A 26,465-nucleotide genomic window follows, 5' to 3' on the forward strand; every position below is an offset into this window, starting at 1 on the left:
TCATCCAGCCACAACAACCACGTTCGGTCAGAACAATGATTTTCCCTCTCGTTGAAAAAAGAGCCATTGCCCTACACGCTACTCGTTCTTGCAAACGCCATTCTCGCAAACTGGACCCGCTTCGGCTGAAGTAGGATTCAGCACGGCCAGTGACTGTGATTCAGCCCATGTTTTCTCAAGCGCTTCGAGAAACACATTCGCCGGCTGCGCACCGGAAACAACATATTTGCGATCGATGACATAAAACGGTACGCCACTTACACCCAAACGAATGCCCTCGAGATGATCCGCTCGCACTTCATCGGTGAACTGCTCGCTTGTCAGCATCTCCTCTGCAGCTTTCGGATCAAGTCCTACTTCGGCGGCAATCGCAATCAACGTTTCATGACGGCCGACATGCTTACATTCGGTAAAATAAACTTTGAACAACAGCTCAGCTACCTCATTATTTTTGCCATGCTGCGCCGCAAAGTGAAGCAGACGGTGAGCGTCTAACGTATTTGTCAGCTGAAGCGTATCAAATCTAAGATCCAAACCATCTACTTCAGCCTGTTTGGCAAGCCTCTCGTGTATCTCCTTTGCTGCTTCACGGCTCATTCCAGACCTAGTGGAAAGCGCATCGTACGCATCATACTCCGTATCTTTTTTCGCATTTTCATTCAGTTGAAAGCTTTTATAAACAATTTGCACTTGATCTTTATGGACAAATTGCTCAAGTCCTGCTTCAATGCGACGTTTCCCAATATAACAGAATGGACAAGCAATGTCTGACCACACTTCTACTTTCATTTAAAAACCCCCTTTATACTGCAATCGCGTCTCAACTTGATTGACTATATTATGCATAGTACAGTAACCCCTTAAATAAAGTCAACTTAATTGACTTTATTTAAGGGGTTTTATGGGCTTTGGTGCAAATAATTAAAAAATATGTATAAAGACGTAGATGTTTCGTTTCGCTATATTTTATATTCTCCATTTTTATCACTAGAGCTTTAGCTCCGCAACTGAATATAGGACTGTTTTTTCAACAGAAGCCGAAATGGAAGGATGTATTTGTTGAAAGCCTACTCTTCGTACATTGATAATTGTAAAGAGTGGCCTTTTAGTCCCCTACTCCATAGCTAAAAAAGAAAGTTTAATAATTTCATAATCATAGATTATTATGAAATTATTTCCTCCAAGCACCCAGATGGTATATAATGATATAATAATCTGCTTTTATATGCTCAATTTTACACAATAGAGTTCATTCATAGGAAAGAGGTACAAAAATATGAAAACAAAACAAACAATCGCTGCGTCTACACTAGCTTTAGCAATGATTGCGGGATCTACTCCTACTCATGCAGAAGTAAATGATGCTACTCCCCAGCAAAGTACTGGAGATCGATTAGCTGAAATTAAGCAACATAGACAAGAGTTAGATGCGAAATTGCAGCAGCACAAAGAAAATGTGGATCAAACATTAAATGAACTTAACCAAGTTAAGGAAAATGTTGATACAAAGGTTAATGAACTACATCAACGGAAACAAGTTGCAGATGAAAAAATCAGCGAGATTAAACAACATAAACAAGAGTTAGATGCAAAACTTCAACAAGATAAACAGATCGCTGAGGATAAAATTGCTGAAATTAAAGAGCATAAAAAGCATGTAGATGAAAAAGTTGCTGAAATTAAAGAGCATAAGCAAACTGTTGATGAAAAGGTTAATGAGATTAAAGAACATAAACAAACTGTCGATGAAAAAGTGAATGAAATTAAGCAGCATAAAGAGAATATCGATGCTAAGGTTAATGAACTTAAGGAAGTTAAAAAACATGTAGATGAAACATTAGCTGAGTTAAAGAAAGCGAAACAAACTGCTGAGGACAAACTGGCTGAAATTAAAGAAAATAAGCCGAATACCGGTAACACGTTAGAGGAACTTAAGAAAATCAAACAAAATTTAGATAGTCTTTCATCTAACTTAGAACTAGCTAAACAAGATGTGAAAAACAAACTAGCTGAATTACAAGAGGCTAGACAAGACTTACTAAATAAAATAAACGAAATGAAACAAGCGAAACAAACTGTTTCAGACGATTTAACAAAGAAAAAACAAGACTTAGATATTAAAATAAACGATTTTAAACATACTGAGAAAAAAATTGACGACAAATTAGCTGAGTTGCATACAACGAAGCAAAATGTAGATAACAAAATCAGTGAAGTATCACAACCTAAACAAACGACAGCAAATAATAACAATACTACTGTTCCAGCGAAAAACAATGCTAGAGAACTTCCTAACGCTGGTAGTGAGCAATCAAGTAACGTGCCACTTGGAATGTTATCAATTATAGGTGGACTTTTATTATTAACGCGCAAAAAAATTAAAATGCTTTTCTCAAAATAATGCTATTATAACTATCTTAATATATTCTATAAAAAGGACAACCGCACATATATGTACGGTTGTCTTTTTTCTTTATATTAACTGCCCATCTCTAAGCGTCAATATACGATCACATACATCAAGCATTCTTTCATCATGTGTAATCATAATCGCTGCTTTTTGACTTTCTTTCACTTCACGTTTCATCATTTCAACGACTTCACGTGCGCGTTTTGAGTCTAAGCTTGCCGTTGGTTCATCTGCTAATATTAAATCTGGGTTGTTCATGAAAGCACGAGCGATTGCTACCCTTTGCTTTTCTCCGCCAGATAGTTGATTTGGATAATGATTTTTTCTTTCTCCTAATCCAAATGCTGCTAATAAATGATCCGCACGCTTTTCAGATTCTTGTTTGTTGTCTTTTTTTAGTTTTGCAATGTAAAGCAATTGTTCTTTTACATTTAAATATGGAACAAGATTTGCGAACTGAAAAATAAAGCCAATTTTTTTCAAACGAATGTCTGTCATTTCCTTTTCTGATAACTTCGTAATATTTTTCTCACGAATGTAAATATCCCCTTTTGACGGTGATAGTAAAGCACCCGCGATTGATAATAACGTACTTTTCCCTGATCCAGAAGGACCGACGATTCCGATAAACTCTCCAGCTTTCACATCAAGCGACATCGGATGAAGGGCTGTTACTTCCGTATTCCCTTCTCCGTACACTTTACTTACTTTGTCTAATTTTAATAATGAAGTCATTACATCCCGCCTCCAATTGCTTCTAATGCATCAACTTTTAATACTTGATATAACGAAATAAGTGTTCCTAAAATACTAATTACGATAAAGATTGCTGCATATTGTGCAATCATCGGTGTTGTTAATAAGAACGGCATACCCGCTGGTAAAACCTGTTCTAATCCTTGTACAAGAACAATGCTGATTATCATCGCCACGACTGATAAGAATAACGCCTGCACGACTAAGCTATTTGCTAAATAAGAATTCTTTGTACCGATTGCTTTTAGTACACCTAATTGCTGTGTTTTTTGCAACGTAATTACGTAGAAGAATACACCGATTAGTAACGCAGCGATAACAAGTAAGAACGCAATGATCATCGTTAATGTTCCTTGCTCTTCTTTAAATCCTGGAATACTTTGTAATACTTCTTTTTTGTCGATAACATGTGCATTTTTAATTTCTTTATCTGTATTAAGCGCAATTGCACTATAATCTTTTTGGTTTGGTTGTGAGATAGCGCCCCATACGTCTTCATTTACATAAACGACTGGTGTATGGCTAAACATTTGATCTTTCGTAAATCCAACGATTTTAAATTCTCTCTTTGAAACAGGATCAATAATTGTATCCCCAATATCGATTCCTTTTTCTTTAATTGATTCATCAGCAACCATTTCGTTGTTTGCTGTACCTAATTTCTCACCTTCTACAATTTTCGGTTCTAAAAATGAATCACGTTCACTTGAGAAAATAGCAACATCAACTTTTTTCGAACTATCTTTCTTTTCATAAGTTGAAACTTTCACACGAAACGGAACTGCCTCTTTCTCGCCTGCTTGATTTACTACGTTATCTACATCTTCTTTCTTAATTTGTGAACGAAGTAATTTATTTTCCGCATCGTCCGCTAATACGAATTTATTTGCCTCCATATTTTGAATTGATGAGGCATTATCATACGATAACCCATTTGCTAATCCTGAAATGACAAGGACTAAAAATGATAATAACACCATAATAAGTCCGATTAATCCATATCTTAATTTTGATTGTTTTAATTCACGCAGAGCTAAAAACATTTCGCTCGCTCCTTCCTCTTACTTTCTATGCACTTATCATAAAAAAGAAATATGAACGGAATATGAACAGAAGATTACAGAAGAAAAATTAAATTTTCAGAAAGTATTGAAAATAATTAAAATCCTTGATACAATTCAGTCAAATAATATTGACCGAGTAATTTAATTTGAGGAGTTGATTATGTTGAAGCCCATGTTCACACTAACTACTTATAGCCAACTAAAAGCAATGAGCGATCCACTACGAGTCGAAATGATGATGCGTCTATGCGAACGTCCTTATACAGGACAACTGCTATCTGAAAAATTCGGCATTTCAAGGGCGAAAATTCATTATCATTTAAAAGAATTAGAGAAGAATGGTTTTATAGAAATCGTATATACAGAAGAAAAAAATGGCATCGTTCAAAAATTTTATCAATCTGTCGCTAAAGGCTTCACCCCTGCAGCAGAACTATTACCTCATTTAGAAATATTAAGCGAATCAGGTCGCCAAATCTTTTTACAAATGACAGAAAGAACGAAACTTCATATTCTCGCTGCACCAGAAGAAGCTTTTACATTACGAAAAGTAAGTGAAGACCCTGCTGAGTGGAATTACGTTTCATCCTGCTGGGAGTTTGATGCCACGCCAGAACAATTTCAAGTGTGGGTTAAAAAGTTTTATGAATTGATGGCTGAATTAAATGAGATCGCAAAAGACGCGGATAAAGATCCAAATAGTAAATCATATTACATTTCTACTACTGCACTACAAATTGATGAGCGAGCAATGCAGCGCTTTGTTAAAAAAGAAGAAAAATCGTAATGCGATTTTTTTACACCAACGGTCAATTTTTTTTTACCGAATAAATTTATCCCACATTAACGGGCAGTAAGACTCCCACCTCAAAATTCAGCTAGAGCACAGAAGTTAGGTGGGAGTCGGGCTGCCCGTAAACGCCCGATTGGTTCAACTAATAATCAGTGGGGATGAACAAAACCCCACTGATTAAAGTTTCACTTTATTATAAAGGAGTAGATTAAATGGACGTATTAAAAAACCAGAATTTCCTCTTATTATTTTTAGGGAGAATTTTTACAAACATCGGAGATAGCTTGTATTATGTAGCCGCGATGTGGCTCGTATATGAACTTAGTGGTAATCCTTTTTATTCTGGATTAGCTGGTTCCCTTACATTATTACCTTCTGCACTTCAATTTCTTACTGGTCCATTTGTTGATAGATGGTCGATTAAAAACACCCTCGTCATCACACAAGTCCTGCAATGCATTCTTATTTTAATCATTCCCATTACACACTACTTCGACCTATTAACAGTCCAACTACTACTCATCATTATGCCAATCGTAGCCTTTATCGAACAATTCGCCTATCCCGCACAATCAAAAGCTTTACCACTTCTACTGAATAAAACACAATTGTTAAAAGGAAATTCACTCTTTTCATTTGCGTATCAAGGCATTGATTTAATTTGTACGACTCTTTCTGGAATATTAGTAGCACTATTTGGCGCAATTACTTTATATGTGATCGACTCCTTTACATTTGCGATTACTGCCCTGTTGTTCTTTTCATTAAAAATGCCAAAACAAGCAGACACCAATACAGGTCTCCCTTCTGAAGATAATACATCGTTTTCGGTTAAACAATATTTCTCTGAGTTAAAAGAAGGCTTTTCAATCGTCTTTCGTTCTTTAATGGGCGTTTTCTTAATCGGTTCAGTTGTCGCTAATTTTTCTATCGGTATGACGATGGCAATACTACCTTCTTTCGCTGATTCTTTAGGTGGCGTGAAATTATACGGCTTCTTTTTAGCCGCTATATCAGCCGGTAGTTTAATTGGAGCACTATTCAGTTCATGGGTTGGCAAACGTAATGTTGGCCGTGTCTCCATTATTAGCTTTGCGGCTGGCGCTTTATTTTGGTTTCTCTCTACAATTGTACCGTTTCAATGGCTATCTATTTTCTTATTCGGCCTAGCTTGGATACCAATTGGAGCCACCAACATATTATTTGCGACAATTAGTCAAATTTTAATTCCAAATCAATATATTGGACGTATCAACTCAGTCATGCGAAGCATGGGTACAATTGCTATGCCATTTGGCTCTTTAATTGGAGGATACACTGCAAATGTATATAGTAGCCAACTCATTTTCGCGCTCGCTAGCATCGGGATTTTATTCATTTCTCTCGTATGGCTACTTCATCCGAAATTACGTTCATTGCCGAAAGCTGATGAGATTACAGCGGATACTTTTGGTATTCGGTTTAAGGAAGAACGTGGGAAAGGTGCGGCTTTATAGCAGAAAGAAAACATTATCTAATCCGTAATGTGTAGTTATGATAAAATTATTTAATTTAAAAAGCTCAAACAAACATAACCCCGTTCTAAATTTAGGACGGGGTTAAAAATATAGTTGTTTCATTTTGTATGTAAGATACTTTACTACACTAAAAAATATAACAATAAAGTTGTTTGAAAATTTAAGTTTTATTCAACAATAGCGCCCCATTGTGGAAAATCAAGATGATGATTTTGATTGCTTCCTGTTTCCTTTTGACTAACGCACCGGTTTAAAAACGGAACCATTTAAAGGAGATTTGCGCTTGAGTAACTCTGTTTTATTTTGAATATAGGTAAAGTCCAAAATCTTGCATAACGGAGGTTTGCCCCATTTGCCGCAACATGGTAGCTATATTGCCACGGTGATAAGAACCATGGGTGACAATGTGAAGTACTGATTCAGAAATAGAAGTTTCAAGCAACCCAGCATATGGGTTGTTCACCACTATCAACTTATCAATATCTTCTTGACTGTTTAAAAGGGATTTGTTTCGTTCGGATAAGTCTTGAAATAATTTTTTCATTTCCTCAATATTTTTCGTTTCCACCTGTTCTCTCAATTGGTTCGTAGACACCATTGCTTCATTCATACTTTTACCTAATATAATGTCAAACCATGCGTAATCTGTAAGATAAATGTGCGACAACACCTTTGATACCGAAGAAAAACCACTCTGAATTTCCTTATGATAAATGTCCTGTGGTAGTTCTTTTAAACGATCAATTATCACTCCATTTGCCCATACGTGGTATTTGTACATTATTAATGCGGGGTGTGTCATCTTAAAATCCCTCATTTCCAATAGTTTTTTCGTATTGAAACAATTGATGCCTAAAAGATAAATAATTTTTCTATAAATTCTGTTGTTCAATTTATTTATTATTCCATATTATTTATAATATTCCTTCCTAAACTAATCTGACCTGTTACCTTAAGTACATTCCTTCACAACCTCTATTTATTCACATAAATATCCAAATTAATCACTAATCGTTATTCAAGAATATGGCCCAATTGTGGAATAGAATGACTCGCATTTTTTTAAACAACTTTTTATCACTTTACACGTAAGTGATAATATATCAGCGATTTTTCGATTATATCAACTTGCCGACGAAAAACGACAAAAGAGAAGAGGCTGTTCCCAAACAGCCTCTCCCCTTACATTTATTTAGGAAGCTCCACCCGAACAGTCGTCCCTTCCCCCTTCGTACTATACACCGAAACTTTTCCATTATGAAGTTCAACGATTTTCTGTACGATAGATAATCCTAAGCCACTACCTTCTACGTTTCTTGCCCTTGCCGTATCTACTTTGTAAAAACGATCAAAAATACGATCCATTTCTTCTTTTTCCATACCAATTCCGTTGTCTGATATAGAGATCATCACACTAGACTCTAATTCTTCTACAACAAATTCAATCGTTCCGCCATCGTTTGAAAACTTAATACTATTCGTAAAAATATTACTCCATACTTGATGAAGTAAGTTTTCATCACCGTTTATAACGATATCTGGCACATCAAATTCAACAGCGATATCTTTTTCACGCCATTTCCATTCAAGCATAAAAATAACGTCTTTAATTTGCTTCTGCAGATTGAATTCTTTTATTTGTAATACTTTTTCTTCTTTATCTAAAGAAGCGAGCGTAAGTAACTGTTTACATAAACTAGACATTCGCTTACTTTCGCCCTCAATAATTTGTAAGTAATGATTTCTTTCTTCTTCACTCATATTTTCTGTTTGCAATGTTTTCGAAAAACCTTGTATGGAAGAAAGCGGCGATTGGAATTCATGTGAAACGTTCGAAACAAATTCTTGTCTCATTTCATCTAATTCTTTTATACTTTTCGTCATCTTCTGGAAGCTTGTAGATAACGTACCAATTTCATCTTTTCGTTTTACGTCTAATTCAATTTCATATTCACCACTCGCAATTTTTTGCGTAGCCTTCGTAAATTTACGAATAGGACGTACGATATATCCTGCTGCAATCGCTATAAAAATGATACTTAATAGCACGATAAACCCAAGTAATACCGCTAAGAAAATTCGCATCTCGCCAAATTGGTTCTGAATGTCAGGACGAATAAACAAAGCGTACTGTTTATCCCCATGTTGTACTGGTACACCGACACTATTGATTAATTCATTATCGAAAAAACCAGTAATAAATAGGCGAGTCGGATATGTGGAAACGCCATTAAACGTTTCTCCTTGCAATACTTTATGAACTGTATCGTCGCTAATAGACGTCTTACGAAACGCATTTCCGATACGTTTTCCTTTCTTTTGGTCATCGACAATATAAATTTCATACCCTAATTTCGCAATAGAATGTAAGTACGCTTCTTTATTTTCTTCACTTTGCTTTTCATATAATGACTTAACTTCTTCAGCATACTTTAAAATCTTTTCACTGTTATACGGTTTTAACTTCACTTGATAATATACGTTCGTTAATAAAAAGCCGATAATACTACTAAGAAGCATAATACCGACTGTCATAAATACAAATCTCGAATATAGTGATTTCATTTTATTTCAGCTCCAACTTATAACCGAGTCCGCGCACTGTCGTAATTTGAAAATCATCCGTTCGTTTTGAGAAACGATCTCGTAGTCTCTTCACATGAACGTCAACTGTTCGTTCATCTCCTTCAAAATCCATTCCCCATACTAATTCAATTAATTCTTCTCTCGAAAATGTTCTACCAGGATAACTAGCAAGTTGTGATAATAACTCAAATTCCTTTAAAGGAAGCAAAATCGTCTGCCCGTTACACTTTACTTCAACACCTTTACGATCAATTGTCGTTCCGTGGAGTGTAATAATGTCGGCACTCAGCATTTGATAACGGCGCAATAATGCTTTCATACGGAAAATGACTTCAGCTGGTTCAAATGGTTTCACAATATAATCATCCGTACCAGAAATGAATCCTTTTTCTTTATCGACTAACTGATCTTTTGCAGTTAATAAAATAACAGGTATATCATGATACTTCCGGATTTCTTCGCATAACGTATAGCCATCAACGAACGGCATCATAATGTCTACTATCGCAAGATGAATGTTTTCCTTCTCTAAAACGTCTTGCGCTACCTTTCCATCTTCCGCCTCAAAAACTTTAAACCCCTCTTTTTGTAAATGGTAATGTAATAACTCTCTAATATGCTTATCATCATCAGCTAATAAAATATGTATCATCTTCATTAAACCCTCTCTCGTTCATCCTTCTACATCCTTACATTAAGAAACAATTGGATTTTTTGCAAGAAAAACAAAATGCTATAAAACGGTTGTTTCTTATAAAAGTTGATAAATAAAAAGAATCTATTTTGAAAAAAGATTATTCAAAATAGATTCTCACATTTTAGTATTAAGATTATTTTAATTAAAAGTAATTTCTAATCCTTATTAAGCCTTAGAAATATCAACAAACCCTTCTCCGAACACATCACGAACATCATGTATAGCGATGAACGCAGCCGGATCCGTAGTTTGAACAATCCGTTTTAGCTTCACTACTTCTTGCTTATTAATAACAATATAAAGAATTTCCTTCGGAGTTTTCGTGTAATAGCCATGACCTGAGTACACAGTAACCCCTCTGCCCATTAAGGTAGTCACCTTCCCGGCAATTTCATTCGGGTTATCAGAAATAATCGTAATGGCCTTCTTCGGATTTAAACCTTCAATTACAAATTCCATTACTTTCGTTCCTACATATAGCATAATAATTGTCAGCATCAGTTTTTCTGCACCAATGATGAAATAAGATGAAAACGCAACGATTAAATCGAAGAACAGTAGACCGTAGCTGATACTCCAGCCTAAGTACTTATGGGTCATCCTTGCTAAGATGGTAGTACCTGCTGTCGTTCCACCAACGCGAATGATGAGACCAATCCCGCACCCGATAAATATTCCACCGAAAATGGCATTTACGAGCATTTCATCCGAAGCAATCGTCCAGCCTTCTGTCAAATGAAGAAATAGCGAGTTAGTAACTACAGCAATGATCGTATAAATTGTTGTGATCTTATTCAAAAATTTATAACCAGCTATTAACAAAATCGCATTTAAAATTAAGTTAACTAAGCCTGGTGACCACTCAAATAAATAGTACGTAATAATCGTGATACCTGTTACTCCACCCTCACCAAACTCGTTCGGGATAACAAACAAATTCACACCTAACGCAAAAAGAAATGCACCAATAATAATAAAAATAATGTCTGTCGTTCTTTTTTTCATACAGTACCTCACTTCTTATGTAAATATTTATTCTGCCATAAACTCTCACCATTATATCGTGGAATATTCAAATCGAACAGTGGTTTGTTTTTATTTTAATATAGGATGATAAAACAACTTTATCCTATATCCACATGTAATTTAAAAAGGGTAACAACTTTATTTATCCTTTTCGGCAAGAAGACTCCATCTGAATTGGGTTAGGGGTGAAACCCAACAATTCAGGTGGTGATGAATTGCCGTCAGAAGGTAGACTGAACTCTTTTGTTTCGTTCATAACAATTTTGGGTTTCGAACATTTGTTTTTGTTTTACGATATAATCTGTCGTAGATAAGGAGGGAATATATCGTAAGACAACGAAATTGGATAATAATAATCATTCGGTCACTTGAGCCAAAAGGAATTACTGTAGAAGAATGGAATTACGATGAAGAACATGTTCATATTTTGTTCCGTTTCGTTCCAAATATTGATTTGTCAAAAATAATTTTAATGAACTCTCTAAGAAAGGTGGTGAAAACGATGGTTAAAAAGAAAGCAGTGAAAGTATTACGTAAACAAAAGAAAAGAGAAAACATACAACGATTCACTCAGAAACAGAATATCGGACGGGCTTGCCTCACAGCTAAAGAATTTCGTTTATTGCAGCGCATGTCACATAGTTCAAAAGCATTGCGAAATGTTGGATTGTATACTATTAAACAAAGTTATTTGAACCATAATAAAATGGCTACTGTAAAAGAAGTGGACACTGCCATGCAAGCCGATATGAACTACTCGGGCATGCAATCAAACTCTGTTCAAGCGATTCGTAGAGCCTTATTTACAGAAGTGAAGAGCTTTTTTAAAGCATGGGAACAGTGGAAGAAAACACATGAAACATTCACAGGGCGTCCTAAGTTTCCGAATTATTCTCGTTCAACGGATAAACGAATTATTGAAATCTATCAAGTTCCAAAAGTGGATGATAACGGGTATTGGATGATTCCGATGAATGTTGCATTCAGAAAAAAATTCAGTTCCATTAAAATACGTATGCCAAAAAACTTAAGAAATAAAAAAATCTCCTACATTGAGATTGTACCGAAGCAAAAAGGTCGGTTCTTTGAGGTGCATTACACATATGAGATGCACGTTTCTCAAATGAAGAAACAATCCACGACTACTAGTAAAGCTTTGAGTTGCGATTTAGGTGTAGACAGATTAGTAAGTTGCGTGACAAATACAGGTGATACATTCTTAATTGATGGGAAAAAATTAAAATCCATTAACCAATACTTCAACAAAACGATACGTAATCTGCAACTGAAAAATGTGGAAAATGGACTTTCAAAACGCGTTGTAACGAATAAAATGGCTGCACTTTGGAATAAGCGAGAACGACAAATAAATGGTTACATTTCACAAACTGTAGGCCTGTTGTTTAAAAAAGTGAAAGCATGCAACATAGATACTGTTGTCATAGGGTATAACGCTGGTTGGAAACAAAAATCTGATATGGGAAAAAAGAATAATCAAGCATTTGTTCAAATCCCATTTCATAAACTGATTGCAGCGATTGAGAATAAATGTGTAAAAGAAGGCATCCGATTTTTAAAACAAGAAGAAAGCTATACTTCAAAAGCTAGTTTTCTTGATAAAGATAGGGTTCCAGTTTGGTCTAAGGATGATAGGACGCATTATCGATTTAGTGGCAAACGAATCAATCGTGGTCTGTACCAAAGTAAAGCAGGAACATGTATCCACGCTGATATTAATGGTGCGTTGAATACATTGAAAAAATCAAAAGTTGTAGAATTGGATGACAATCTTAAAGTGAAAACGCCGATTCTATTAGAAGTGCAAAAACGTAAGGCTGTTGCTTCGTGCATAGCTTAGTGGGTGCGTCAACCATCCATGTGTACTCGACTTGTCGGGGCTTGTAGCACACGCCGGATTCATCTGAGTGGTGGCTTCTTCCAAAAGGAAGAACTGCTCTTTTTCGAAAGGGTGGTGCAAGTGGGAAAACAATCGTTCGTTGCCAGTACCAACCAAAAACTTACTTGGGGTGTTACCGTAAGGTGGCATGAATGTTAGAGCGTCAACTGTCTAGCGATAGACGAAAAGACCTAGTGTTCTAACTCAAGCCCCCACTGAAACGCTTCATCTCAGTGGGGGTAGTTGACTATGTACTACAAGTAAAGTTTTGATTTCACATGCTACTCGGGCAAAATTCAAATAAAAAACAAATATGTGAAGCCGTAGAATAGACTTTACATCAAGCATTTGATTACAGAGATTTATATACAATTTTATACTTCCGCATGTTGTTGATCATTTCACTTTATTTCTCCCGGGGGAATGAAAAAAAACTCCATTAAATTTGCATACTTAGTATGCAAATTCAGGAGTTTTTTCATATACCACTATTCGGATTCAATTCAAATGCATACAACTCATTTTTTCACCTTACTTGACTCATTCAAAATTAGCACGAGGTTCCTCTAACCTCTTCTTACCTCTCCAATTAAATAAGCTTTCAGTCTTCGTTTGCTGTCCTGGTTTCACAAACAACATTGCCCCCATTGCGATAGCGGCCAAAACGGCAGCTACGATAAACATAGAAGGGTAGCCATAACTTACAACTAAGTATCCCGTTAAAGTCGGGGCTAAGATTGTCGCGATATTAGCGATGAAATGCATAATTCCACTATATGTTCCTGCGTAAGTAGGAGCTGTATCGACAATAATTGCCCAAAATAATGAACTCGGTAAAAAAGCAAACGCATTTCCAAGCGACATAAGCGCTAATACAGCTACATAATTGTCCATCGCTGGAATGAAGCTAAAACAAATTGCAGTAAGTAATAAAGCAATAATTGGTAACCCTGTTCTAGCTAAACGAAGATTCCCTGTTTTACGTAAAATACGATCAGATAGCTTCGCACCTAGCGGCAATGTAATACAAGCTCCAAGCCAAGGAATCATTCCAAGATACCAAAGGGAAGATAATTGAAAATGGAATACATCTTGCAAATATTTCGGTGTCCAAGTTAATATTAAAAAATTTATATATTGGAAGCAAAAATATGCTATCGTAACCATAACGAATGTCGGAACTTTAAAAAAGGAGTACCATGGCTCTTTGCGAGTTTCTTTCTCAGCTTTTACTGATTGAAGCACACCTTCCGTACTTCGTATTTCAGCTAGTTCTTCTTTTGTCACTCGCGGATGATCCTCAGGCATATTCGTAAAAGTAAAATACCAAATAATCGCCCATACAATCCCAATTGTACCAAGGATAAAAAACATGATTTTCCAACTTGTAAAAGATAGTAAGAAGACCGCTACAGGTGCAGTTAATACTGCACCTAATGGAACGCCAACAAAACCAAGGGATGTTAGAAAAGCTCTTTCTTTTGGAGCTGCCCAGTTTGCTGCTGTCTTATTCGAAACCGCGAAAGATGGCCCTTCTGTTAATCCAAATAAAACGCGAAAGATAGCAAATCCTATTAAAGCAGACCCTCCAAAAACAGCAATCCCTATTTCTCCAGCAAAAGCGGTCGCAATTTCAAAAATAGACCAAGCAGTTGCTGCTACGATCCATACAAATTTCGGTCCTTTTTTATCTGAAAAAATACCTCCTAATAAAGAACCGATCATGTAACCGTAACCAAAATACCCTAATATAGCGCCCCACTCCTTCGGGTCAAAGCCATATTCTTTTATAATGAAGGACTGCGCATAAGCGATGGCCCCTCGATCAATATAATTCACCATCGTAATAAACGTGAGCATTGTAAAGACATAATAACGAAATTTATTCTTCATCAAAATCCCCACTCCCCCTCGTATTCTTTTGTTTTTCTCTCTAATCCTTTAATAGAATGACATGGACCTTTCCAGGGCCATGAACTCCAAAAGCTAATTCCATCTCAATATCACCCGTCCGGCTAGGCCCAGTGATAAAATTGATACAGGCAGGTAATCCATTCGAAACTTGTTCGTGAATTCTAGTTACGCCTTCTGTTAAGCGTCTATAAATTGTATGTTCTGAGAGAATCGCTACATAAACTGCTGGCAAAACGCTAACTAAACGTCCGCGCCCACCACCATTCCATAAAACAACGGTTCCCGTCTCAGCGAGTCCCATTTCGGCATATGTAATTCCCATATCCACTTGAGCTGCATAATCCCGTAGTTCTCTTTCACCTTCTTTACTTTGCCAAATTCGATGAGAAACGAAATTTCCTTTTAAATGCTTTCCTATTTCAAGTTGATGTAATCTATCATCATCCCAATACAACGCAGATTGAACATTAAATTTATGTACAACGTACTGAAGTGCACCTTCTATTTCTGAACGGTATATATGACTTACTTCTGTATGTAACGTATGCAAGTTTGCAATAAACTGCTCTATTAAACTGTCGTGATCTATCTCTTTAGGAAAGTGTCTAAGTGGATCGTTCTTCCACCTGGGAGGAGTGACCCCCGAGCGACGTTCTCGGTTTAGTTTACGTGCGATATTATTTAAAAAAGATTGTTGAACATCCGTATTCATATTATGAATCCCTCTTTTCTTTTTTCCACCAATCACGGAATGATTGTTTCGCAGGTTTTGGAAAATCTCTACTTTCTGTCCACCCTTTCAATGGGCCTGGACCATTCGCAATATAGCCCTCTTTTGCAAATATCGATAAACCTGTATGTGCCATTTTAATCGCTTTTTCATAAACGAATGGATGACTCGCCATAAACGTGAAACCTTTAAAGGCCAGTTGCTCAAATTTCGTTATAAACCCTTGTTCCACCACATCTTTACGATGTTCAATGAGAAGGTCATGTAATGGAATTTTCACAGGGCAAACATCTGTACACGCTCCGCACAAACTTGATGCAAAAGGTAATTCTTTTAACTCTTCATATCCTTCTAATAAAGGTGCTAGTACTGCCCCAATTGGCCCGCTATAAACACTTCCATAAGCATGCCCCCCAATATTGCGATACACAGGACAAACATTTACACAAGCTCCGCACCTTATGCACTTTAATACTTCTTCATAAGCAGTTCCTAAAATATCAGAACGGCCATTATCTAAAATAATTAAATGAAATTCTTCAGGTCCATCCATATCTCCGGGTAAACGCTCGCCATTAATTCCAGTCACATAAGATGTAATCTTTTGGCCTGTAGCACTTCTTGTTAACATTGAAACGACCACATCAAGATCTTTCCACGTCGGAACAAGACGTTCCATCCCCATAATAGCAATATGAACTTTTGGCAATGTCGTAGTAAGACGAGCATTTCCTTCATTACTTACAAGAACAACTGATCCAGATTCCGCTACCGCAAAGTTACAACCAGAAATACCAATATCAGCTTCTAAAAACTCTTTACGCAATTGCTCTCTAGCAAATTGTAATAATTGATTCGTATCAACTGGTATCTTTTTTCCAGCTTCCTTCGAAAAAAGCTCTGCTACTTGTTCCTTCGTCTTATGAATGGCCGGGGCAATTAAATGCGATGGAGTTTCTCCAGCTAATTGAATAATATACTCCCCAAGATCAGACTCTACTACTTTTACCCCTATCTCTTCTAAGTTTTTATTAAGATGTATTTCTTCTGAAACCATGGACTTTGACTTAATTACTGATCTCGCTCCTTTTTTTCTTGCGATTTCAGAAACATACGATACGGCATCTTCTGCTTTGAAAGCAAAATGAACATGCCCCCCATTTTTTCGTACATTAGTAGCTAATTGTTCCAAATAACTATCTAAATTTTCAATTGTATGCATCCGAATTTCAGATGCTGCCTCACGCCATTCTTCAATATTCCCTAATTCATGTGTAGCTTGTTCCCGTCCCATCCGAAGTCTATCTTGTGTCAATGGTACCGCACTTCTCATCTGCGGATTGTGCAACGCGTTATCTACTCTTTTCAAAAAACCTAGTTCCCCCGCCACACTCATTTATTCAGCCCCTTCGCTAGTACTTCTGCCACATGTAACACTTGAATATTTTTATTTTTCCTGCGCAATCTTCCTCCAATATTCATAAGACATCCCATATCTGCTCCAATTAAGAGATTTGCTTCTGTCGCCTCAATATGTTTTATTTTTTCATCAACCATCGTTTCAGAAATCGAGCTCATTTTTACTGCAAAAGTACCACCAAACCCGCAGCAATCTTGGCAATATGGTAATTCTTTTACGTCTAGACCTTCTACTTGCGATAATAGCTTCAGTGGTTCGTCTTTTATCCCGAGTGCACGACTCATATGACAAGATTGATGAAAAACGGCTTTCTCAACCAACTTAGATTTCAAATCACTTTTTCCAAGTACATTCACTAAAAAATCCGTCAACTCATACGTTTTATCCGCTAAATGAACTGCTTTTTCATACCATTCACTATCATCTTTAAACATTTCTTTATAATAAAGATGAACCATGCTAGCACAAGAGCCTGAAGGAGTCACAATATATTCACTATGTTCAAATGCTTTAATCATTTGCTTTGCTGCTAGTTTTGCTTCTTCTTGATATCCGCTATTGTAAGCTGGTTGCCCGCAACAAGTCTGTCCTTCTGGGAAATCTAGTTCCACTCCACATTGCTGCATAATTTCTACGACACTCTTACCCACTTGAGGAAAAAACACATCTGATAAACAAGTAATAAATAACGAAACTTTCATAAAAAATCCCCCCTCAAAGCGATACGATCTATTTTAAAGTTATTACTTTGCTAAATTAAATTTTAAATTTTTAGAATTTTCTATTTTTAAAACTTTTTGTTTATGATATCATGTGGGATATTATATGAAAACTATCTATAAGGTTGTTTTTGCATACAAAAATGGTATAGAAAGGGACTTTGACATGGATATAAGAAAACTTCGTTACTTTATTGTAATCGCTGAGGAAAAACAGCTTACCCGTGCTGCCCATCGACTTCATATGGCACAGCCACCTCTAAGTAGACAACTATCGCTACTAGAACAAGAATTATCAGTAAACTTATTTGAAAGAAACGGTCGAAATATGCATTTGACTGAAGAAGGAAAAATTTTATATACGAAAGCTAAAAACATTATTCATCAATTAGAAGAAACCATTACGGAGATTAAAGATACCGGTGAAGGGCTAAGGGGCAATCTATCTATTGGAGCATTTCATTCTTGCATTCCTTTTCTCGCTGAAAAAATCCGCTATTTTCAAGATAACTATCCAAATGTGAACTTAAAAATATGGGAAGGTGGCCCTTTATACTTAATAGAGCAATTAGAAAATCGGTATATCGAACTTGCTATCTTGCGCGCGCCCTTTAATAAAGATGTTTTCTCTAGTATTAGTTTATCAAAGGAACCATTCGTATTAGTCATGCCTGCTACATGGGAACTATATCACTCACAGCTTCCAATCCCTCTAACTGAATTAAGTCATATTCCCCTCTTACTTTTACATAAAGATACAGAAAACAGCTATCATCAGCTCGTCATTGATGAATGCAAGCACCTTGGTATTCAATTAAATATAGCATGTGAATGTCCTGACTCAGCATTTATTCTTATGCTTATCATGACTGGCATCGGCGCCTCTATCTTGCCGAAAAGCGCTGTATCTCATATCCCGCAAGAATTTATAAAAATAGTTGATTTAATAGATTTCCCTTATCATTCCGAATCATCGATTATATGGCTGAAAGATCGGAAGCTTTCTAAAAGAGCTCAACGATTTATAGAATGTACATGAATAAATCTTTGAAGTGTAGCGATAGATCTCTTCGCTTCTCCATCGCCATTACCTCGTTTACAAAATTATTTCTCCTATTATTATCATTGGACATGTTATATTCGCCGCTTATGTGAATACGTGAATGGCGAATATATCCTTCTAAAAAGAAAAAACAAAGACGCGAAGCCATAGAAGAGACTTCGCATCTTTGTTTATTTAAAGCGATTTATATGAATGTAAATCCCCAGCAAAGTCTTTACCACAACCGTCACACCTTACTGCTTTTTATCCCATTTTTCTAAACGGACGTAGAACAATACCCCATCCTCAGTATTATTTTGAAAATAGAATGATCAAAATGGATTTACTTATCTTTCTCCATATATTCTTTAATCTTTCGTTCTTCCCACTCTTTTCCGAATATCCCAAATGGAAAAGTTGTCAAACCATGTATAACGATACCGATCCCCCAACCTCCAAGTGGATATAAAAACCATAATTTACTTGAATCAGAGCTTACATTTATAAAAAAAAGCATTAAGTTAACTAGTATATAAACCGTTAAATGAATGTAAAACGCTTGTAAATTCTCCACCCTTTTTTTAGCTCGTAAATAAACCTCATCTCGCTCCACCCTTAAACACCTCTTTCAATATTGTATTTTTTCACCTTCGCTCCAGTATTAACATCATATTCTAATCGGAAATCCGTTATTCTCAAAAAAACACAAAACAAAAAGTACCCATCAAATTATCATACACATGATCATTTGCTGGGTACTGCATGATACATTTGTTATTTACAGTAGTCTAATTAAGACCAAATCCAAACATCATCATTATTTTCAACGTTGTTCTTTACTTCATGCACTTTTTCGATATGATCAACTGTGTTCCAGTTAATAGAACTTCCACCCCAGCCCACATACTTCATATCAATTTTTACTTTCTCACCCGTATTAAATACTTGTCCCTTTGTTAAGAAAACATCAATAATAACTTTCTTCCCATTTATCGATGGATACTCAACTACTACATATTTAGTAGAACCGTCTCCCTCATCTTCCATCGTTCCTACTTTTGATACTTCCCCAATCACATAATCAGGAGAACCGTCTTCTTTCATGTGCATACCTAATTTATTTGACGTATTTTCAACTGTATTTGCAATCATATATTCCGTAAAATTACGCATCATAGATCCAGTAGCTTTAACCTCATCCCCTACTTTCACATTTGAAAATGAATCCATATACACACTAACAGGTTCTTCATATTGCTTAGATTTCACGACAATTACACCTTTATCTACTTCTATTACTCGTCCTTCTAACGTCGAGAAATTCGATTCAATAGAAGCGGCACTCGCTTTTGACAGTTCTAATCCTGGTAAATTCGTTCCTGATAACGCTGCAATACCTAAAGCACCAGCTAAAATTAATTTTTTCATACCCATTATGAAACATCTCCATTCATGATGATTTTATTTTTTTGATTGGATACGACCAACCTGTAACTTTTATAGTTACAGGTTGTGAGAAATAGCAACCATCTTTCTCATGCAATGTTGCATACTGTAATTTTCAAATTTAAATCGATTATTCCTATATTCAACACTAATGCCAAATCCAAGAATAATAGCAGGTAAACGGATTGATGATGAAGAAACTAATGTCATGCATCATATTTTTTCAATAATAAAGTTTGTATAATCGTAGTCCATTACATTATGTAGGAGCGGATTTAACATGTTAATAAAACCAAACAGATTACAGGCAGGCGATATTGTGGCAACAGTAAGTCCTTCATGGGGAGGAGCAGGTGATTCTGAGATAAGATGGCGATATGAACAAGGAGTAAAGAGATTAGAAGAAGTTTTCGGTCTTACGGTTGTCCCAATGCCAAATAGTTTAAAAGGTAGCGAATTCATTTATAACAATCCACAGGCTCGTGCAGAAGATTTAATGACAGCTTTTAAAGATACGCGTGTGAAAGCAATTATTGCGAATATTGGCGGTGAAGATAGCATTCGCTTACTTCCCTATATAGATTTTAATGTAATACGTGAAAACCCGAAAATTTTTATGGGATACTCTGACGTTACTATTTCACATTTACTTTGCCATAAAGCAGGCATTTCCTCTTTTTACGGTCCAGCAATTTTGACCGACTTTGCCGAAAATGTAGAGATGGATCCATATACAATTGAAATGGTAAATCGAACTCTCTTTTCAAATGAAATGATTGGCGAAATTCAACCAGCTCATGAATGGACGAGTGAGCGTTTAGAATGGATAGAGATTAATAAGGATAAAAGGCGTACAATGCAACGAAACAATGGATATGAGCTACTTCAAGGCTCTACCACTGTACAAGGGCGCTTAATTGGTGGTTGCATTGAAGTACTGGAATTTGCAAAAGGAACGGAGCTTTGGCCTGAGAAAAAACATTGGGAGGATAGTATTCTATTCTTTGAAACTTCTGAAGATCATCCAGAACCAAGTTATATAAAGTATTGGTTACGAAATTATGCGGCACAAGGCATTCTGCAAAAAGCAAAAGGTATCATCTTCGGTAAACCGAAAGATGAACAATATTATGAAGAATATAAACATGAAATACTGCAAGTTATGAAGGAACATAATTTAGAAGATTTGCCGATTCTTTATAATTTAAATTTTGGCCATACTGAACCGAAGTTTATTTTACCTTACGGTGCGATGGCAGAAATTGATTGTGAAAATGGATCTTTTTCTATTTTAGAGAGTGGTGTGGAGTAAAGTGAAACTTTAAATAAGTATAGCCATAAGTTTTATAATTATATTTTCCGATCCTACAGAAATAATAGCGTATTTTTCATTTTAGGAAGTATTTTATTTTGTTAGCTTGATAGCGATATGGCAGGACCCCAATAAATAAAAACACTCCTATGCGATATGACTGTGAATTGATGCTTTTTAAAAGTATATAATTAGAGGGAGATTACTTATCTAATGATAAAGGGGGATTTACGTATATGGAAGTAACATTTACAGTAAGTAAATGGGATGAAAAACTAATCGATGATACTAGAAAAGATTTCCCTATTAATATTGCCCATGTTGAATATGATATTGATGGTGAATTAAAAGGAAAAGCTTTTGTTGAATACTTATTATATTATTTAGACTCAAATATAAATGATGGTCACTTGGCTACTGCTAAAATTTCTGGATTTTTACACTTTGAAGGAATTTATAAGGGACAACAAGGGACATTTACAGCTATAGAGCAAGGAATATTTGATAAAAGAAATCTAAATTCCCCAGGAACAATTATCAAAGCTACCGGTAACTTAGAAAATCTGAGAGGGTCCTATAATTATCAGTTTACAGGTCAAACCAGTAAACTGATTTTAGCGTTTGAATTTTAGCAAAATATCCTATAATTTAGTGGAAAGGACATTTCTTGTAATACTAGGAATGTCCTTTTTGTTGACGAGCTTATTCAACTATTCTTCTAATAGTTAAGAAAAGAAAAGAACAGAGTATATTATATAACGTCTTATTATCAGTATTCAACGATGCATAAAATTTTCGTTATGGGGGGAATTAAAAATCTAAGCCTGAGAGGCATGGGGGCCCCACTTATTCATTACTTTTCCTACTAATTAAAGAATAATCCCCGAAAAACTCCCCTTCAATACTTCTTTTTCAAGTTGATTCCTACATGTAAACATCGCAATAATTTTTGTTCGATTTTTTTCATCGGGCTCAAATTGTTCAATGGTTACGTCACAACGAATTGTATCACCGCTAAATACAGGACGTAAAAATTCAAAATCCATCTTGCGAGCTAACACGTTATAATCACCGCCAATTTTTGTAGGCAACGTTGATGTTAACAGCCCTTGTACAACAAATCTCCCCTGCTCATCTGGTGTAACATTATGAATTCCCTCATCCCTAGATACTTCTGTAAATAAAACAACATCTTCTTTTGTAAAAGTTCGCTCAAAGGTGATTTTTTCGCCTACTTGTAATTTCATCGATACCCCTCCTCAAAAACAGTCCACACTTAACTAAACTGATGTTCCATTTGTTACATAAGAAAAACCGAAATTAACAATCATTCCGGTTTTTCCAAACTACAAAAGTCTATATTTACTTTAGTGAATGAACAAACAATCCACTGCGAAGTTTCGGTTCAAACCACGTAGATTTCGGCGGCATTACTTCTCCAGCGTCTGCGATTGTTAATAAATCTTCCATTGATGTCGGATATAACGCGAATGCTGCTTTATATTCACCGCTATTCACAAGACGTTCTAGTTCTTCTAACCCGCGGATTCCGCCGACGAAATCAATGCGTGAATCTGAGCGCGGATCATGTATTTCAAGCACCTGACTTAATAAATGATCTTGTAAAATAGATACATCTAAACGCCTGACAAGATCATTCGCATCAAATGTTTCCTCTTTCACAGTGAGCTTATACCACTTCTCGTTTACATACATTCCAAATGATTTTGGCTCATTTGGTTTATACGGTGAAACCCCTGCTTCTTCCACATAAAAATATTGCGCAACTTGCTTTAAAAATTGCTCTACTGATAAACCATTTAAATCTTTCACAACTCGGTTATAGTCCCAAATAGATAGTTCATCATGAGGGAATAAAACAGATAGGAAGAAATTGAATTCCTCTTCTCCTGTGTAATTCGGATATTGCTCTCTTCGCATAACTCCTACTTTTGCAGCTGATGCAGAGCGGTGATGTCCATCTGCAATGTACAAGTTAGGGATATCTTCAAATGCATTTACTAAAGTCGTAATTACTTCTTCATCTGCAATCTTCCACGCAACATGCTCGACACCGTCTTCTGCCGTAAATTTATAAATGGGCGCATGTTCTTCTTTCCAGCTTGCAATTAAACGTTTCACTTCTTCTTTTGTACGGTACGTTAAAAAGATAGGACCCGTATTTGCGTCACACACATCTACGTGACGAATGCGATCTAGTTCTTTTTCGTGACGCGTTCTTTCATGTTTTTTAATTGTATCATCTTCATACTCGTCAATCGATGTACAAACGACAAGGCCTGACTGCGTTCTTCCTTGCATCGTCAGTTCATAAATGTAAAGCGCTGGCTCTTCATCTTGAACGAACACTTCTTCTTGTATAAATTGCTTTAAATTTTCACCCGCTTTTTCATATACGCGATCATCGTACGGTGAAAGTGCCGGGTCTAAATCAATTTCTGCTTTATCAACGTGTAAGAAAGAATATGGATTCCCTTTTACAACTTCTCTTGCCTCTTCACTATTTAATACGTCATACGGTAAAGCTGCAACTTGCACAGCTTTTTCTTCTACTGGACGGATGGCCCGAAACGGTCGGATATTTGCCAATTTTCCCTCTCCCCTTTACACAATCATTCGAACGGCTACAACACCTGTAATTTTGCTTATATTTTCCACAATATTCTCTTTAATTATATCATCAATACCATTATCAATATCAATCATTGTGTACGCCCAAGAATGTTTACTACGATTAATCATATCCGCAATATTAATATGATGTTCTGCTAAACATCCTGTAATTTGTCCTACCATGTTCGGAACGTTTTGATGCATAATTGTAATACGTTTCTTTCCAATGTACGGAAGCTCTACGTTTGGATAGTTTACTGAATTACGAATATTACCTGTCTCTAAATATTCACGTAATTGACGAGCTGCCATTACTGCACAATTTTCTTCAGATTCAGACGTAGATGCACCAAGGTGAGGAGTTGCTGTTACATTTTTCATCTTTATAACATTTTCATTCGGAAAATCCGTTACGTAATGTGTAATAATATCTTCTTCTAACGCTTTTTGAAGAGCTGTTTCATCTACAAGTTCCCCTCTTGAGAAATTGAATAGACGCATCCCTTTTTTCATCGTCTCTATAGCGTGTTCACCAACAATCCCCTTCGTTTGATTCGTAAGAGGAATATGCAGTGTAATATAATCACATGTTGCAAAGATTTCATCTAGGCTAAACGCTCTTTGTACTTGCGTAGAAAGACGCCATGCTGTTTCAACAGATATATATGGATCGTATCCGACAACGTCCATCCCTAAAGATAACGCATCGTTCGCAACTAAAGCACCAATTGCGCCAAGACCGATAACACCTAAACGCTTCCCCGCAATTTCTGATCCAACGAATTGCTTCTTCCCAGCTTCAACAAGCTGTGGTACTTCTTCTCCATCCAACTCTTTCGTCCAGCTCACTCCGTTTATAATATTACGGGAAGACATAATAAGGCTTGCGATAATAAGTTCCTTCACTGCATTCGCATTAGCCCCTGGCGTGTTAAACACTACAATCCCTTTTTCCGTACAACGCTCAACAGGAATATTATTTACACCGGCACCAGCTCTTGCAATTGCCTTTAAATCTTCTGAAAACTCTTCTTGATGTAAAGAATAGCTGCGAAGTAAAATACCATCTGGATGACCTACTTTGTCTCCAATTTCATAGCGATTCCCATCAAAAATTTGCAAACCCTTTTCGGCAATTTGATTTAACGTCTGAACACGAAACATATCCCCATCTCCCTATCTATTTTCAAGCTCAAATTCCTTCATATAAGCTACTAATTGCCCAACACCTTCCACCGGCATCGCATTGTAAATACTTGCACGCATACCGCCGACTGAACGATGTCCCTTTAGCGTAACGAAATCGCGTTCTTTCGCTTTTTGTAAAAACTGATTATTAAGCTCTTCTGACGGTGTTGTAAACGGAATGTTCATAAGTGATCGATACGTAGGATCAACTGGTGAAGTAAACAATTTAGATTCATCTAAAAAATTGTAAAGAAGTGAAGATTTCATTCTATTTTGTTCTTCAATCGCAGATACCCCGCCTTGTTCTTTCAACCACTCTAGTACAAGTTTCGTTACGTAAATACTAAAGGTTGGCGGTGTATTATATAAGGAGTTATTTTTACTGTAAGTTTCATAGTTTAACATCGTAGGACAAGCACTATTTGCACTGCCAATTAAATCTCTTTTTATAATTACAATCGTTAAACCCGCTGGCCCTAAATTCTTTTGCGCACCCGCATATATGAGACCAAACTTCGTAACATCATATTGTTCTGATAAAATATTTGAGGACATATCCGCAACAAGCGGCACTCTTTCTAAATGTGGAATATCCACATATTTTGTCCCCTCAATTGTATTATTCGTTGTAATATGTACATAATCTAGTTCATCATCATTTGGTAAATCATCCATTTTAGGAATCGAAGTAAACTTCTCTTTTTCAGAAGAAGCAATCACTTGCACTTCCCCTACTTTTTCGGCTTCTTGCAATGCCTTTTTAGACCATGAGCCAGTCAGTACGTACCCAGCTCTTTTATAAGTACTCATTAAATTTAACGGTATCATAGAGAATTGTAATGACGCACCGCCTTGTAAAAATAATACGTCATACTCATCAGGAATGTTCATTAATTCACGAAGTAAGCTGCTCGCTTCATCAATAATATTTTGAAAATAAGAAGATCGATGACTCATTTCCATAATAGACATGCCTGTCCCGTTATAATTTACAAGCTCCTTTTGCACTTTCTCTAAAACTGGCAAAGGGAGTATTGATGGTCCTGCTGAAAAATTGTATACTCTCTCCATCATCCAAGTAACCTCCCTATTTCTCATTCTCGTTATTTTTTAAACTTTCTGAATTATACCCCGAAATCCAATACACGGTCAATTTCTTTTCTATTATTACGGCGCAAGACGCGATGGAATCGCTTGCAAGTGCAATTTTTTTTATAAAGTGAGCAGAAAACATATCAACAAAACCACAGCTTAGATGCATCATGCTCTCCTTTCAAATTTGATAGGTTCTTCTCTTATCTATTTTACTTTTTA

Annotated in this window: 24 protein-coding genes; 7 read left to right on the plus strand and 17 right to left on the minus strand. The window is 36.2% G+C overall.

Going from position 1 to position 26,465, the window contains the following annotated elements:
• Positions 1–78: 78 nt before the first annotated feature.
• Positions 79–789 carry a DsbA family protein gene (locus BWGOE10_RS15880; protein WP_070143979.1) on the minus strand — a complete coding sequence of 237 codons (711 nt, stop codon included), beginning with the start codon at positions 787–789 and terminating at the stop codon, positions 79–81.
• 487 nt (positions 790–1,276) lie between these two features.
• Between BWGOE10_RS15880 and BWGOE10_RS15885 the strand changes: the two genes are divergently transcribed.
• On the plus strand, positions 1,277–2,401 hold the full coding sequence (locus BWGOE10_RS15885; RefSeq protein ID WP_070143980.1) for an LPXTG cell wall anchor domain-containing protein: 1,125 nt from the start codon (positions 1,277–1,279) through the stop codon (positions 2,399–2,401).
• Positions 2,402–2,473: 72 nt separating this feature from the next.
• Here the strand turns inward: BWGOE10_RS15885 and BWGOE10_RS15890 are convergent, their stop codons facing one another.
• Together BWGOE10_RS15890 and BWGOE10_RS15895 are read right to left on the minus strand one after the other, a co-directional pair.
• On the minus strand, positions 2,474–3,145 hold the full coding sequence (locus BWGOE10_RS15890; protein WP_070143981.1) for an ABC transporter ATP-binding protein: 672 nt from the start codon (positions 3,143–3,145) through the stop codon (positions 2,474–2,476).
• Entirely contained in the window at positions 3,145–4,209 is a 1,065-nt protein-coding gene (locus BWGOE10_RS15895) for an ABC transporter permease (protein ID WP_070143982.1), read from the minus strand. Before BWGOE10_RS15895 ends, BWGOE10_RS15890 begins: the two co-directional genes overlap by 1 nt.
• Positions 4,210–4,390: 181 nt before the next feature.
• Between BWGOE10_RS15895 and BWGOE10_RS15900 the strand changes: the two genes are divergently transcribed.
• Entirely contained in the window at positions 4,391–5,017 is a 627-nt protein-coding gene (locus BWGOE10_RS15900) for an ArsR/SmtB family transcription factor (protein ID WP_070143983.1), read from the plus strand.
• Positions 5,018–5,235: 218 nt separating this feature from the next.
• A complete protein-coding gene (locus BWGOE10_RS15905) occupies positions 5,236–6,519 on the plus strand; it encodes an MFS transporter (protein ID WP_070143984.1) in 1,284 nt (427 codons plus the stop codon).
• Positions 6,520–6,838: 319 nt separating this feature from the next.
• Here the strand turns inward: BWGOE10_RS15905 and BWGOE10_RS15910 are convergent, their stop codons facing one another.
• The 4 genes from BWGOE10_RS15910 to BWGOE10_RS15925 all read right to left on the minus strand — a co-directional run bounded on the left by BWGOE10_RS15910 (position 6,839) and on the right by BWGOE10_RS15925 (position 10,828).
• Positions 6,839–7,342 (minus strand): DinB family protein, encoded by a 504-nt coding sequence (locus tag BWGOE10_RS15910; RefSeq protein WP_070143985.1) that lies wholly within the window; start codon positions 7,340–7,342, stop codon positions 6,839–6,841.
• A 386-nt stretch (positions 7,343–7,728) separates the two neighbouring features.
• The gene (locus BWGOE10_RS15915; protein ID WP_070143986.1) at positions 7,729–9,105 is read right to left on the minus strand and encodes a sensor histidine kinase; all 1,377 of its coding nucleotides are present in this window, start codon (positions 9,103–9,105) and stop codon (positions 7,729–7,731) included.
• A gap of 1 nt (position 9,106) precedes the next feature.
• A complete protein-coding gene (locus tag BWGOE10_RS15920) occupies positions 9,107–9,784 on the minus strand; it encodes a response regulator transcription factor (RefSeq protein WP_000781961.1) in 678 nt (225 codons plus the stop codon).
• A 204-nt stretch (positions 9,785–9,988) separates the two neighbouring features.
• Positions 9,989–10,828 carry a YitT family protein gene (locus BWGOE10_RS15925; protein WP_070143987.1) on the minus strand — a complete coding sequence of 280 codons (840 nt, stop codon included), beginning with the start codon at positions 10,826–10,828 and terminating at the stop codon, positions 9,989–9,991.
• Between the two features lie 403 nt (positions 10,829–11,231).
• Between BWGOE10_RS15925 and BWGOE10_RS15930 the strand changes: the two genes are divergently transcribed.
• A complete protein-coding gene (locus tag BWGOE10_RS15930; protein ID WP_236735980.1) occupies positions 11,232–12,707 on the plus strand; it encodes an RNA-guided endonuclease TnpB family protein in 1,476 nt (491 codons plus the stop codon).
• A 579-nt stretch (positions 12,708–13,286) separates the two neighbouring features.
• On the opposite strand, the gene BWGOE10_RS15935 is transcribed toward BWGOE10_RS15930, so the two are convergent.
• The 4 genes from BWGOE10_RS15935 to BWGOE10_RS15950 are packed head-to-tail and all read right to left on the minus strand — an operon-like array spanning position 13,287 to position 17,511.
• Positions 13,287–14,639, minus strand: a complete 1,353-nt coding sequence (locus BWGOE10_RS15935; RefSeq protein WP_098786301.1) for an MFS transporter — start codon at positions 14,637–14,639, stop codon at positions 13,287–13,289.
• Between the two features lie 40 nt (positions 14,640–14,679).
• Positions 14,680–15,372 carry a LutC/YkgG family protein gene (locus tag BWGOE10_RS15940; protein ID WP_070143990.1) on the minus strand — a complete coding sequence of 231 codons (693 nt, stop codon included), beginning with the start codon at positions 15,370–15,372 and terminating at the stop codon, positions 14,680–14,682.
• 1 nt (position 15,373) lies between these two features.
• Complete coding sequence (locus tag BWGOE10_RS15945; protein ID WP_070143991.1) at positions 15,374–16,786, minus strand: LutB/LldF family L-lactate oxidation iron-sulfur protein; 1,413 nt, start codon at positions 16,784–16,786, stop codon at positions 15,374–15,376.
• The gene (locus BWGOE10_RS15950; RefSeq protein ID WP_070143992.1) at positions 16,783–17,511 is read right to left on the minus strand and encodes a (Fe-S)-binding protein; all 729 of its coding nucleotides are present in this window, start codon (positions 17,509–17,511) and stop codon (positions 16,783–16,785) included. The genes BWGOE10_RS15945 and BWGOE10_RS15950 overlap by 4 nt, the downstream gene beginning before the upstream one ends.
• Positions 17,512–17,695: 184 nt before the next feature.
• On the opposite strand from BWGOE10_RS15950, the gene BWGOE10_RS15955 reads away from it, so the two are divergent.
• On the plus strand, positions 17,696–18,568 hold the full coding sequence (locus BWGOE10_RS15955; protein WP_070144031.1) for a LysR family transcriptional regulator: 873 nt from the start codon (positions 17,696–17,698) through the stop codon (positions 18,566–18,568).
• A 346-nt stretch (positions 18,569–18,914) separates the two neighbouring features.
• On the opposite strand, the gene BWGOE10_RS15960 is transcribed toward BWGOE10_RS15955, so the two are convergent.
• Together BWGOE10_RS15960 and BWGOE10_RS15965 are read right to left on the minus strand one after the other, a co-directional pair.
• On the minus strand, positions 18,915–19,184 hold the full coding sequence (locus BWGOE10_RS15960; protein ID WP_070143993.1) for a 2TM domain-containing protein: 270 nt from the start codon (positions 19,182–19,184) through the stop codon (positions 18,915–18,917).
• Positions 19,185–19,363: 179 nt separating this feature from the next.
• The gene (locus BWGOE10_RS15965) at positions 19,364–20,005 is read right to left on the minus strand and encodes an ATP F0F1 synthase subunit alpha (protein WP_070143994.1); all 642 of its coding nucleotides are present in this window, start codon (positions 20,003–20,005) and stop codon (positions 19,364–19,366) included.
• A 292-nt stretch (positions 20,006–20,297) separates the two neighbouring features.
• Between BWGOE10_RS15965 and BWGOE10_RS15970 the strand changes: the two genes are divergently transcribed.
• The gene (locus BWGOE10_RS15970) at positions 20,298–21,329 is read left to right on the plus strand and encodes a S66 peptidase family protein (protein WP_070143995.1); all 1,032 of its coding nucleotides are present in this window, start codon (positions 20,298–20,300) and stop codon (positions 21,327–21,329) included.
• A 236-nt stretch (positions 21,330–21,565) separates the two neighbouring features.
• On the plus strand, positions 21,566–21,961 hold the full coding sequence (locus BWGOE10_RS15975; protein ID WP_070143996.1) for a DUF3224 domain-containing protein: 396 nt from the start codon (positions 21,566–21,568) through the stop codon (positions 21,959–21,961).
• Positions 21,962–22,198: 237 nt separating this feature from the next.
• Here BWGOE10_RS15975 and BWGOE10_RS15980 read toward each other — a convergent pair whose 3' ends face one another.
• The 4 genes from BWGOE10_RS15980 to serC form a co-directional block, all read right to left on the minus strand.
• The gene (locus tag BWGOE10_RS15980) at positions 22,199–22,576 is read right to left on the minus strand and encodes an enoyl-CoA hydratase (protein WP_070143997.1); all 378 of its coding nucleotides are present in this window, start codon (positions 22,574–22,576) and stop codon (positions 22,199–22,201) included.
• Positions 22,577–22,691: 115 nt separating this feature from the next.
• Positions 22,692–23,939, minus strand: a complete 1,248-nt coding sequence (locus BWGOE10_RS15985) for a DUF1015 domain-containing protein (RefSeq protein WP_070143998.1) — start codon at positions 23,937–23,939, stop codon at positions 22,692–22,694.
• A 15-nt stretch (positions 23,940–23,954) separates the two neighbouring features.
• Positions 23,955–25,127 (minus strand): 3-phosphoglycerate dehydrogenase family protein, encoded by a 1,173-nt coding sequence (locus tag BWGOE10_RS15990; protein WP_070143999.1) that lies wholly within the window; start codon positions 25,125–25,127, stop codon positions 23,955–23,957.
• Between the two features lie 12 nt (positions 25,128–25,139).
• Positions 25,140–26,222, minus strand: coding sequence for a 3-phosphoserine/phosphohydroxythreonine transaminase (gene serC, locus BWGOE10_RS15995; protein ID WP_070144032.1), 1,083 nt, complete (start codon positions 26,220–26,222; stop codon positions 25,140–25,142).
• Positions 26,223–26,465: the final 243 nt, after the last annotated feature.

The organism is Bacillus mycoides (assembly GCF_001757995.1).
Taxonomy (GTDB): Bacteria; Bacillota; Bacilli; order Bacillales; family Bacillaceae_G; genus Bacillus_A; species Bacillus_A mycoides_B.